General features: G+C 52.8%; 9 protein-coding genes. 3 read left to right on the top strand and 6 right to left on the bottom strand.

Translation table 11 applies throughout. The features are described from left to right. Positions 1–85 precede the first annotated feature (85 nt). Entirely contained in the window at positions 86–628 is a 543-nt protein-coding gene (locus KQJ18_RS17370; RefSeq protein WP_069324113.1) for a hypothetical protein, read from the bottom strand. Between the two features lie 190 nt (positions 629–818). Here KQJ18_RS17370 and tsr point away from each other — a divergent pair, with 190 nt between their 5' ends. Beyond that, the gene (gene tsr / locus KQJ18_RS17365) at positions 819–2480 is read left to right on the top strand and encodes a methyl-accepting chemotaxis protein (protein WP_204527882.1); all 1662 of its coding nucleotides are present in this window, start codon (positions 819–821) and stop codon (positions 2478–2480) included. Between the two features lie 39 nt (positions 2481–2519). Here tsr and KQJ18_RS17360 read toward each other — a convergent pair whose 3' ends face one another. The 3 genes from KQJ18_RS17360 to KQJ18_RS17350 all read right to left on the bottom strand — a co-directional run bounded on the left by KQJ18_RS17360 (position 2520) and on the right by KQJ18_RS17350 (position 5578). Continuing rightward, on the bottom strand, positions 2520–3035 hold the full coding sequence (locus tag KQJ18_RS17360) for a GNAT family N-acetyltransferase (RefSeq protein ID WP_042312563.1): 516 nt from the start codon (positions 3033–3035) through the stop codon (positions 2520–2522). A 52-nt stretch (positions 3036–3087) separates the two neighbouring features. Further along, positions 3088–4449 carry an MFS transporter gene (locus KQJ18_RS17355; protein WP_087857417.1) on the bottom strand — a complete coding sequence of 454 codons (1362 nt, stop codon included), beginning with the start codon at positions 4447–4449 and terminating at the stop codon, positions 3088–3090. A gap of 214 nt (positions 4450–4663) precedes the next feature. Continuing rightward, a complete protein-coding gene (locus KQJ18_RS17350; RefSeq protein ID WP_038636960.1) occupies positions 4664–5578 on the bottom strand; it encodes a GntR family transcriptional regulator in 915 nt (304 codons plus the stop codon). Between the two features lie 137 nt (positions 5579–5715). Between KQJ18_RS17350 and KQJ18_RS17345 the strand changes: the two genes are divergently transcribed. Together KQJ18_RS17345 and KQJ18_RS17340 are read left to right on the top strand one after the other, a co-directional pair. Continuing rightward, positions 5716–6738 (top strand): zinc-binding alcohol dehydrogenase family protein, encoded by a 1023-nt coding sequence (locus KQJ18_RS17345; protein WP_087857415.1) that lies wholly within the window; start codon positions 5716–5718, stop codon positions 6736–6738. 13 nt (positions 6739–6751) lie between these two features. Continuing rightward, a complete protein-coding gene (locus KQJ18_RS17340) occupies positions 6752–8197 on the top strand; it encodes a tagaturonate reductase (protein WP_150344624.1) in 1446 nt (481 codons plus the stop codon). A 43-nt stretch (positions 8198–8240) separates the two neighbouring features. On the opposite strand, the gene opgB is transcribed toward KQJ18_RS17340, so the two are convergent. Both opgB and KQJ18_RS17330 read right to left on the bottom strand, forming a co-directional pair. Beyond that, a complete protein-coding gene (gene opgB / locus KQJ18_RS17335) occupies positions 8241–10532 on the bottom strand; it encodes a phosphatidylglycerol--membrane-oligosaccharide glycerophosphotransferase (RefSeq protein WP_085048364.1) in 2292 nt (763 codons plus the stop codon). 231 nt (positions 10533–10763) lie between these two features. Continuing rightward, the gene (locus KQJ18_RS17330) at positions 10764–11255 is read right to left on the bottom strand and encodes a DUF2501 domain-containing protein (RefSeq protein WP_048215003.1); all 492 of its coding nucleotides are present in this window, start codon (positions 11253–11255) and stop codon (positions 10764–10766) included. Between the last annotated feature and the right edge of the window lie 110 nt (positions 11256–11365).

Raw genomic sequence — 11365 nt, 5'->3', positions numbered from 1 at the left:
TTTATGTGATTGAGATCACGGCATTATAGTGTTCGCTTGCCTAAATGCCGTGTTTCCCCACTGACACAGTATCTGACTGAGATACTTAGATGACGATATAACAGTAAGGCGTTTGTTCGATGTCTCTTAACAACACATGTTTCTTACGTGATTTAGTCAGGTAATATTTTTCATCCAGATAGTGGTCAATAAGTTCATCGAGGCGCTCTTTGTCTATGCGGGGTGTTACCCCGAGCGTCCAGAAGCTACGCAGCTCTAATTCTGAACGTTTGATTTTGGCGCTTTTAACCAAATCCGCAATCATATTTCTGACGCAACTTGTCGGATCCTGGTTCTGCTTGAGTTCAAGTGCAATGTAGCTGTCCTGAGTCCAGCCTTTTTTCCGCAACAAGAAATCTGCACGTACAGACAAACGCTGTGGATTTTTCCGCAGATCGCAGGCGAGAGTTTGTTCACGCCACCATTCATGACCCGTCGAAGCCAAAAGATTGGCAAATTCTATCTGCATCCAGACTTCCCAACCGGAGATGTTGTACTGATCGATGATATTAAGTTTTTGACGAATATCTTCACGTTCAAAAAAGTGGTGCGCCAGGGTGGATAGGTGATCAAAATCGCGATTCAACATACAAGCATCCTTTCCTTAAAAACGGGAATCCTACACCTAAGACGCAACGGAACGAGTAATTTTTTGCGTAATTTGTCATAGGGAACGAAATTTAATGCGGAAACGATAATTATGTAGCAATTGCTGGCACCATAAAGTTTTCTCTTTCCAGGCCGAAAACCAGAGTATCTGTCTAGCGGAAAGAGAAAACATGTTAAAACGAATGAAGATTGTTACCAGCTTACTGCTGGTATTGGCGCTATTTGGCCTTTTACAGCTCGCCTCAGGCGGCTTGTTTTTTAACTCACTGAAGAATGACAAAGAGAACTTTACCGTTCTGCAAACCATTCGCCAGCAGCAGTCTGCGCTGAACGCTACCTGGGTTGAGCTACTGCAAACGCGTAATACCCTGAACCGGGCGGGGATTCGCTACATGATGGATCAGAGCAACATCGGCAGCGGCGCGACCGTTGCAGAACTGATGCAGGTGGCGAGCAATGCCCTGAAGCTGACCGAAAAAAACTGGGCGATTTACGAGTCGCTTCCGCGCGATCCGCGTCAAAGCGAAGCCGCGTTCCAGGAGATCAACCGCACCTATGACATCTATCACGGCGCGCTGGCGGAGCTGATCCAGTTACTGGGTGAAGGCAAGATCAACGCGTTTTTTGATCAACCGACTCAGAGCTATCAGGACGGTTTTGAGAAGCAGTACATGAATTACATGCAGCAGAACGATCGCCTGTATGACATCGCGGTTGAGGACAATAACGCTTCCTATAGCCAGGCGATGTGGGTGTTGGTGTGTGTACTGATTACCGTGCTGGCCGCTATCGTTGCGGTGTGGTTTGGTATCAAACTGACGCTGATCTCTCCGATGAACCGCCTGATTGAAAGTATTCGTCATATCGCCAGCGGCGATTTGGTGAAGCGTATTGAGGTGGAAGGTTCCAACGAGATTGGACAACTGGCGGAAAGCCTGCGCCACATGCAGGGTGAACTGATGAACACCGTGGGTGACGTGCGTAACGGCGCTAACGCGATTTACAGCGGTGCCAGCGAGATTGCGATGGGCAACAACGATCTCTCCTCACGTACCGAGCAGCAGGCGGCTTCTCTGGAAGAAACGGCGGCCAGCATGGAACAGCTGACGGCGACCGTGAAGCAGAACGCCGAAAACGCGCGTCAGGCCAGCCATCTGGCGCTGAGCGCTTCGGAAACCGCGCAGAAAGGCGGTAAAGTGGTCGATAACGTGGTGCAAACCATGCGCGATATCGCTTCCAGTTCGCAGAAAATCGCCGATATTATTAGCGTTATCGACGGTATTGCCTTCCAGACCAATATTCTGGCGCTCAACGCCGCGGTAGAAGCCGCACGTGCGGGCGAGCAGGGGCGTGGTTTTGCAGTGGTTGCGGGTGAAGTGCGTAACCTGGCCCAGCGTAGTGCGCAGGCCGCGCGCGAGATCAAGAGCCTGATTGAAGACTCGGTCAGCCGTGTGGATGTGGGGTCAACGCTGGTGGAAAGCGCCGGTGAAACCATGGATGAGATCGTCAATGCGGTGACCCGCGTGACTGATATCATGGGTGAAATTGCCTCCGCCTCTGATGAGCAGAGCCGCGGTATCGACCAGGTGGGTCTGGCCGTTGCAGAGATGGATCGCGTGACGCAGCAGAACGCCTCGCTGGTGGAAGAATCCGCCGCTGCCGCCGCGGCGCTGGAAGAGCAGGCCAGCCGTCTGACCCAGGCCGTAGCCGTGTTCCGTATTCAGCATGACCAGCAGCGCGCGCGCGACGTTGCCGCCGCTAAACCGGTTTCAACGGTCCAGCCGCGTAAAGCAGCGGTAACTGATGCCGGGGATAACTGGGAAACGTTCTAAGCCTGTGATGCCCGATAAGGCGTAGCCGCCATCGGGCAATCAGCGCAGCATCAGGCGCATGGCGCAGCGTCGTTCGTACGTCTGCCCGTGCGCCACCTCTTCAGCTCTTTTTTCGCGCAATTCCGGCGAAAGCGTCTCGTCAGCCAGCATTTCAAAACCCAGTCGCGCATACAATGGCGCATTCCACGGCACATCGCGGAAAGTGGTCAGCGTCAATGACGTATAACCTTTCTCGCGAGCCTGTTCGGCAACATAGCCAATCAACCTGCGGCCAATTCCTTTTCCCTGCCACTCCAGATGCAGCGACAGTTCAGCAATAAACAGCGATGACCCCAGCGTTTCGGCTACCAAAAAACCGACCGGACGCTCATCGACCTGCGCCAGCCAGCTCATGCCGGCGGCGGCAAATGCCCGATGCTGAGCAGCCGATATAATCTGGTCGTCAGCAATCCACGCCAGGTCGGGGATGAGTAAAAAACGTTGCCCCGCAGATCGTTCGATGGCGGGAAGAGCGGCAGTTTCTGCCAGAGTCGTGGCGCGCAAGATAATGTTCATACGTGGAGCATAACATGCCCGATAAGCGCGGTGTTATCGGGCATCTGGAGGATTAATCTTTACGCGGATCGCTAATGGGCTGGCGTACCAGGATGATGTAGGCGAGGGCGCCCACCATGGTGACGCAACCGCAGATAATCAGCGCCAGGCGGAAAGAGTTAGTGGTATCCACAATAAAGCCGGTAACGATCGGCGCGAAGGACGCGCAGATAAAACTGGCAAAGTTCTGGATACTGCCTACGGAGGCGGTCATACGTGAAGCGACGGCGACGTGGATCAAGCCCCAGCAGGAGGTTCCGGCGAAGTGGATACAGAACAGCGCCATACCGATCAGTAACACCGCGGCCATTGACGTTGTCGCCTGCGGTACCACGAAGGTGAAGGCTGCAGAGCAGAACATCCCGGCGATAATACAAATCTTCCGGCTCTTAATCGGTGCCATACCGCCTTTCACCAGCCAGTCGGTGACAAAACCGTTAATCAGCATGCCAGCTGCGCCAAACAGGAACGGAATGGCCGCCATTAAGCCGGTGCTTTTTAAATCCAGGTTGTAGGAGGTCTGCAGGTAGCCCGGCAGCCAGGCCAGGTATAACCATGCGGTGTAGTTGATGCCGCTAAAGCCCAGCATCATGCCCCACATGGTACGGTTGCGGAACAGGCTGCGCCATTCGGCAAAGCTCAGCGGATCGCGGCGGGCATTGACGCTGCCGGCGTTCAGGTAAGCCTGTTCTGTGGCGCTCAGATCAATCTGCTCGCGGTTGCGATACAACATGTACCAGCCGATGGCGAGGAAAATGCCCAGCACGCCGATGGTAATAAACATCCAGCGCCAGCCCATAACCAGCATCATTGCAGCCAGAATCGGTGGACTAATGGCGACGCCGATGGTGGAGGCGGCGTTAAATAAACCCATGGGGCGGCCGCGCTCTTTGATGTTAAACCAGTCGTTGATGACTTTTACGCCGCACGGGTTCATGGGCGCTTCGCCGATCCCCATGCCAATACGCACCAGCACAAACTGAGTGAAGCTGTGTACCATCCCGGACAGCGCCTGAAACAGCGACCAGAAGAACATCCCGAGTCCTAACATAATGCGCGGACCCTTGCGATCCAGCAGCGGGCCGCAGGGCAGTTGTGCAATACCGTAAGCGAGAGAGAAGACCGACAGCAGGACACCGATTTGCGTGGCGCTCAGCCCCAGTTCTTCCCGAATTGTTAAGTTGGCGACTGATAATGAACTACGGTCGAGGTAATTAATCACCGCAGCAAAAAATAATAAAATCATTGCTGTGGTCTGAATACGTTTAATTCGGCTACTGCGTTGTACCATGCCCTCAGGCGGAACATTAATATCCGCTGATGACGACGTGTCAAACGAAGAACTCGGGTCGAGGGTAATATTATTTTTTTCCACGCCGGACTCCTGAACCTCAATAATTTATTTTCACACAGCAGTGGGCTGTGCAGTATTGAAAAAATACCAGTGATGAATCAATTTACTCATCACCGCTCACAAAAGTTTTTAATGCAGTCGACTTAGCGTGAGCATAGGCAAGAGGTATTTTTCAGGGGTTTATATTTTTATAAAATCGTGCTCCCGGTAATGGTTTGCTGTTTTTTATCGGTACTTAATGCGCAGCAGCGCTACTTTGATTAATGGAGCGGATCATCGATTGTTTGGCTGTATTCAAATGGTTACATAGCGCCAGGGTGGCATCCAGGTCGCTGCGGCAGATCAGCGCGCTGAGGATGGTCATATGCTCATCGATGGCAATGATATTGCGCTGTTTAAGATCGCTTTCATCCCACTGATAGTGGAAGTGGAAAATCACGGAGATGATTTCAAGTGATTGATTAAAAAATATATTGTCGGCAGCAGAGAGCAGTAAAGCATGAAACTCACGGTCTAACTGCGAGAACATACGAAAGCTGCTGCCGATGCTGTCGCGCAGGATGCGATGGCGCTCCAACAGCGTTTTGGCCTGCAGCCAGCGCGGGTCATCATCGGGCAGATTGAGGAAATGCTGCAAAGAATGGGTCTCAAGCATTTCTCTGAGTTCAAACAGCTGTTCCGCATAGGCCTGATCGAACTGCTTCATGCTCCACTGACCGCGTTTTTCGTTTTTAATCAGGTTGTAACGTTCGAATTTTAAAAGATATTCCCGCACAACTACCGGACTGACACCTGCGGCTCTGGCAAGCTGCAGTTCGGAGAAACTCTCGCCTGCGCGCAACTGGCGCTGGTTGATCATGGTGAAAAAAGCCTGCTCGAAGATCCGGTTTTGCTCGGTCATGGAGGCGGTGGTGCAGGCAAAACCGTCGTCATGGTCAGGTTTACGCACGATGACATAGTGGCTGCCGACCTGTGTCAGTACGCCGCATTCGCTTAAATGGCTCAGCATATGGCGCACGGTGGTGCGACTGATGTTGTACATCTCGGCCAGCGCGCTTTGCGACGGAAGTGGGGAAGGGATATGACCACGCGCCATATCATCGATTATTTGGTTAATCACATTGTGGCGTAAGTTCTGTGAACGGCTCATGGTGTCTCCTTTTTCGCTATTAAAACCCGATTTAAAACATTTTTATGCGCTGAGATTCACAGATTACGTTTCCGCTTTCTCCGGTTTTTTTATTTTCGTCGATATCTGAGGCAACAAAAAAACAGGAGAGCAGAATCATGTCTACGATGAATACGTTGATTTGCCAGGAACCTAAAAAATTAGTCTGGAAAGAGCGTGAAATACCTGTTCCGGGTGAAGGTGAGGCATTAATAAAAATTAAGTCGGTGGGGATTTGTGGCACCGATATTCATGCCTGGGGCGGCAATCAACCTTTTTTCAGCTATCCACGTGTATTAGGCCATGAAATATGTGGGGAAATTGTCGGGCTGGGTAAAAATATACAAAATCTGAAAAATGGCCAGCAGGTGGCGGTTATTCCTTACGTGGCCTGTCAGCAGTGTCCGGCATGCCAGAGCGGGCGCACCAACTGCTGCGAGAATATTTCAGTGATTGGCGTGCACCAGGATGGCGGCTTCAGCGAATACTTGTCCGTGCCGGTGACCAACCTGCTGGATGCGCAGGGCATTGACCCGCAGGCGGCGGCGTTGATTGAGCCTTATGCCATCAGCGCACATGCGGTACGTCGGGCGGCGGTAGCGCCGGGTGAGCAGGTGCTGGTGGTCGGTGCCGGTCCGATTGGTCTGGGCGCGGCGGCGATTGCCAAAGCCGATGGCGCGCAAGTGGTGGTGGCGGATACCAGCGCCGCGCGCCGGGAGCATGTGGTTTCCCGACTGGATCTTCCGGTTATCGATCCGTCTGCTGAAGATTTTGATGCGCAATTGCGCGCTCAGTTTGGCGGCTCGCTGGCGCAAAAGGTCATTGATGCCACGGGGAATCAGCATGCGATGAACAACACGGTGAATTTGATTCGCCATGGGGGCAGCATCGTTTTCGTTGGGCTGTTTAAAGGCGATTTACAGTTCTCCGATCCTGAGTTCCACAAGAAAGAGACCACCATGATGGGCAGTCGCAACGCGACCCCGGAAGATTTTGCCAAGGTTGGCCGCCTGATGTCGGCAGGCAAACTGACCGCCGACATGATGCTCACGCACCGTTACGCGTTTGCCCAACTTGCAGAGATCTACGAGCGGGACGTGATTAACAACCGGGAACTGATTAAAGGCGTGATCACGTTCTGAGAGGATAAGTGTGATGAAAACATTGAATCGACGTGATTTTCCGGGTGTCAGCTACCCTACGCGCGTGATCCAGTTTGGTGAAGGTAATTTTCTGCGGGCGTTTGTCGACTGGCAACTGGATATCCTTAATGAGAAAACGGATCTCAATGCTGGCGTGACCATCGTTCGCCCGATTAATACCGATTTTCCGCCGTCGCTGAATGCTCAGGATGGGTTATATACCACGCTTATTCGTGGGTTGAACGAGCAGGGCGAGGCGGTAAGCGAGGCGCGGCTGATTCGTTCGGTAAATAACGAAATCAACCCGTACAAGGATTTCGCGGCGTATCTGACGCTGGCGCACAATGCGGACATCCGCTTTGTGTTTTCGAACACCACTGAAGCCGGGATTAGCTATCACGCGGCGGACCGTGTGGATGATGCCCCGCCGGTGAGTTTTCCGGCCAAACTGACGCGACTGCTGCTGGAGCGCTTTAACCATTTTGCGGGGGCGGTGGATAAGGGCTGGGTGATTATTCCTTGCGAACTGATCGACTATAACGGCGATGCGCTTAAAACGCTGGTGCTGCAGTATGCGCAGGACTGGCAGCTTCCTGCGGCGTTTGCCGATTGGGTGGAAACGGCGAATACCTTCTGTTCCACGCTGGTTGACCGCATTGTTACCGGCTACCCGCGCGAAGAAGCCGCCGCGCTGGAAGCTACGCTTGGCTATCACGATGCATTTCTCGATACCGCGGAACACTTTTATCTGTTCGTGATTCAGGGACCTGCATGGCTGGCTGAAGAGTTAAAGCTGGCGCAATGCCCTCTGAATATCCGAGTAGTAAACGATATTAAGCCGTACAAGGAACGTAAGGTCGCGATTCTGAACGGCGCGCATACGGCGCTGGTGCCGGTTGCCTGGCTGTGCGGGCTGGATACCGTTGGCGAAGCGATGCAGGATGCCGATGTCCGCCGTTTTGTCGAGCGGGCGGTTAGCGAGGAAATTATACCGGTATTGGATCTCGACGCCGATGAACTGCGAGAATTTGCCGGTGCGGTGAGCGGGCGTTTTCAGAACCCCTACATTCGCCATCAGTTACTTTCCATCGCGCTTAACGGCATGACCAAATTCCGCACCCGTATATTGCCGCAACTGCTGGCGGGCCAGCAAAATGGATGTTGGCCTGTGCGCTTAACCTTCGCTCTGGCCGCGCTGTTGGCGTTTTATCGCGGTGAACGGGCCGGGGAAGGCTATCCATTGCAGGATGACGAGCAGTGGATAAATCTGTATGCCAGCCTGTGGCCGCAAGTTGGCAATGATTTAACGCTGCGGGAACTGGTGAATGCAGTGCTCGGCGAGGCCGCGCACTGGGGTGAAGATTTAACGTTATTGCCAGGTCTTGCTGAGCAGGTGACAGCCAATCTGGAAATGATTCTGGTACAAGGTATGCGTCAGGCGGTGAACAGTCTGGAATAAGGTTGCCATGCAGCGCCCGGAGTGGTGTTGGGCGCTGTTTTTTTTAACCCTGAGCTGCCACCACTTTGATTTCAACCATTCCGATCCCCAGCTTCCGCGGCGAGTGGCCGAGAATATTGCCCTCGTTGGTGGCAACCGGATCGGGTGGGATAATCACCAGCGTATTGGCATCTGCCGGGTTTTCAAAATGTAAGGTAGTGGTGCTGATATCATGGCTTAACACCAGCGTCTGTTCTTCATTGCCAACGCGCACGGGTATCGGGCGATTGGCGTTATCGCCATAGGCTTTGGCGGTGATGACCAGATCGAATTTTTTCGGCAATGGCGCTTTGTATTCGATTTTTACCTCTTCACTGAGCTGCGCATTGGACCAGCGTCCCCAGGATTCGGGGCGTGAAATACCACTAAATTGTTTCACCTCTTCCGGCGCGCCCGCCACGTTAAAGACGAAGCTGTCGGCTTTGTAGCGAATATCGTTATCGACAATTTTCAGCGTATCGACGTTTCCTTTGTAGCGCTCCATGTCGATCACCGTGTCTTTAAAGACGGTTTTGCTTTTCCATTTGGCTTTGTCAACGTGCTGCACAATTTGTTGCCCGCCCAGTTGCCCCTGAGAGACGCACCAGTCGGTGGAAAGCGCCAACTCCGGCGCCCACAGCTGCGCCATTTTGTAGCAGCGATCGACCCAGACAAAGTTATCGCGCGGCGCGAAATCCGCCAACTGGAAGCGCAACGGCGCCGAGTATTCGCTTTCTGGTAGTGGTTCGACGCGTTTATCCGATACGCGCAGCAGCAGTGGCAGGCGGAAATGGCTACCGGAGAACGCGATCATGTTCTTGTCCTGGTCAATGGTGAACTCTTTCATCTCTTTCGGGAAATTCCACAGGCGGATGATATCGGGCTTCCACGCCAGCATTTTTTCTTTGATGTTGAGGAATACTTCCGACACGGATTCGCCCGACAAACTGCTGCGGCCAAGGCCGATAAAGTTATCGCCGCCCAGAATATCCAGCACCGTTGCGCCGTTATCCATCGTGTTACGTTTCACCGCCAGCGTATCCTGTTGCGGCTGGTCGCCGCGTAGCACGAAGAACAGGTTGTTGCGGTCCTGCTTGTTCAGATACTTCCAGGCGGTGTTGTTCATTGCCAGATGATCGGACGAAACCACGATCACGGTATCTTTAAACCACGGGGATGCTTTGATTTTATTAATAAATTCAGCGATGTTTTCCTGACTGCAGCTCACCGCGCTGAAAGATTGATTGGCCTTACCGTCGATGTCATAACGTTTACGGTTACAGCTACGAGAGATAAAACCATCCGGATGATGGGTATCCACGGTCAGGGTAAACAGTGAAAAACGTTGTCCTGAACGCGATAGTTCTTCAAATTTTTTCCATGCTTCGTCCAGCACGGTGTCATCGTAAAAGCCCCAGTCGTTACGATATGCGGGATCCGCCACCACGCTTTTTAACTCTTCTGCGCCGTACAGATGATCAAACCCGTGAGATTTCAGGAACACATCCTTCCCGGCAAAGCGCAGGTTGGCCCCCTGCACAAAGTAGTTTTGGTAGCCGGAGTTTTTCAGGATATCGCCGAGACAGATATTGTTGGGGAAAAAGCTGGAAACCGATGCCGAGGCGTTGCCTTCAAATGGCGCAAATAACGGGATGCCACATTGCGAAGCGACCATGCCAGCGATGGTGTAATCCGTCCCTGGTAGCTGCATGGTGTTGCTGAAATCCATGCCTTCGTTTTTCAACGCGCCGAGCTCCGGGGTCAGATCCGGGAACGCCTCGTTATTAAAGTAGGTGCGTTCGAGACTTTCGCCGTAGATATAAACCAGGTTCAGCTTCGGATGAGGGATGGTTTTCGACGGCTCTTTATAATAGGTCAGGAAATCCGGATCGCCATCGCGCGACTGAGATTTCACCAGTTCAGTTATCTGGTGAAACGCCGGGCTGGCGTCAACGGAGGCCAGCGCCAGCAGCAGGGCCAGTAGGCTGTAACCCACGTGATGCGGGTGATGGCGACGGCGGCGAAGGATCCAGCCGAGGGCGACGAAGACGGTCGTCAGCGCCAGCGCAATGCCGACGCCAGGCAGAATATATTTCCCGATACCTGCGCCGGTCAGGCTGTTGGTCAGAGTATAAAGCACCGCGTCGTTGATTCCGTCGCCGGTAAAATAGTCACTGGCATACAGTGTGATATTTAAGACAATAAAAATCCCCAGCACCGTTAACGTGGCGGCAAACCACCAGGTATTGCGACCCGCTTTCCAGGCATAAATCAGCACTGAAGCGAGAAACAGAGTGATGGAGATTAATTCTGACACGGTCGATCCTCAGTAAACCGGGCACATGCCTGGCAGGCTAATCATTTAGTGAGAGAACAATGTAATAGCGTTGTTATATTGCTGCAATTGTAGTGACATTAAATTACGTTGTTATTCAGAATTGGTTTAGATATGCGCGTTTTTTTGCGGGTAATTACGGCTTTCGTGATGGCGGTCTGTATCGGCAGGAATAGGGGGATGCCGCGCAGGGGATACGCGGCATTTAATGCCTCAGGAAATGAAGTTCATACCCTGTTTTAACACCAGATCGCAGGCCTTGGTTTTTACCTGCTTCGCCAGCGAGCTATTACCAATCGTGTTCAGGTCCAGCTGTTGGCCATCTTTGGCGTTGAGCAGGCCCTGAATGCCGTCCATGTAGTTGGTGTCTTGTTTCTGCTCTGGGGCACTGAGGCCGAGTTTATCCAGCACCTGGTTTTTGACGTTTTGCGCGTCGGTGACCGAGGCCAGTTTCTGTTTGGCGCAATATTCCAGGATCCCGGCGGCGTTATTCATGCTGCTTGAGGTCAGTGACTGATTGCTGCCATTCAGCAGACTGGTCAGGGAGGAGAGCGACGAGCTGCCCTGCGAGCCGGAGCTTTGTTTGCTCAGTTCACTGGCCGCGCTGGAGAGCGAGTCCTGCCAGGAGGCGGCAAAAACGCTGGTGGAGATGAGCGTACTGGCGGCAAGCGCACAGCACAGCAGACGTTTGGTTGTTTTCATCATTATATGCAACTCGTGTTATGCCTTTTCAGCGCAGTATAGCGCTGGCAGCTTTAGGAGTGGTCCTAATACGTTAATACTCTTTTCCTGTTACCCGGCTACGGTAGCTGTCC

It is taken from the genome of Citrobacter sp. S55_ASV_140, from assembly GCF_018919505.1.
GTDB classification, from domain to species: domain Bacteria; phylum Pseudomonadota; class Gammaproteobacteria; order Enterobacterales; family Enterobacteriaceae; genus Citrobacter; species Citrobacter werkmanii.
This window is presented reverse-complemented; position numbering and strand designations above follow the sequence as displayed.

Bases quoted from the DNA above. Each gene is read 5' to 3' on its own strand.
- KQJ18_RS17370 (WP_069324113.1), bottom strand. From the start codon at position 628: ATGTTGAATCGCGATTTTGATCACCTATCCACCCTGGCGCACCACTTT.
- tsr (WP_204527882.1), top strand. From the start codon at position 819: ATGTTAAAACGAATGAAGATTGTTACCAGCTTACTGCTGGTATTGGCG.
- KQJ18_RS17360 (WP_042312563.1), bottom strand. From the start codon at position 3,035: ATGAACATTATCTTGCGCGCCACGACTCTGGCAGAAACTGCCGCTCTT.
- KQJ18_RS17350 (WP_038636960.1), bottom strand. From the start codon at position 5,578: ATGAGCCGTTCACAGAACTTACGCCACAATGTGATTAACCAAATAATC.
- KQJ18_RS17345 (WP_087857415.1), top strand. From the start codon at position 5,716: ATGTCTACGATGAATACGTTGATTTGCCAGGAACCTAAAAAATTAGTC.
- KQJ18_RS17340 (WP_150344624.1), top strand. From the start codon at position 6,752: ATGAAAACATTGAATCGACGTGATTTTCCGGGTGTCAGCTACCCTACG.
- KQJ18_RS17330 (WP_048215003.1), bottom strand. From the start codon at position 11,255: ATGATGAAAACAACCAAACGTCTGCTGTGCTGTGCGCTTGCCGCCAGT.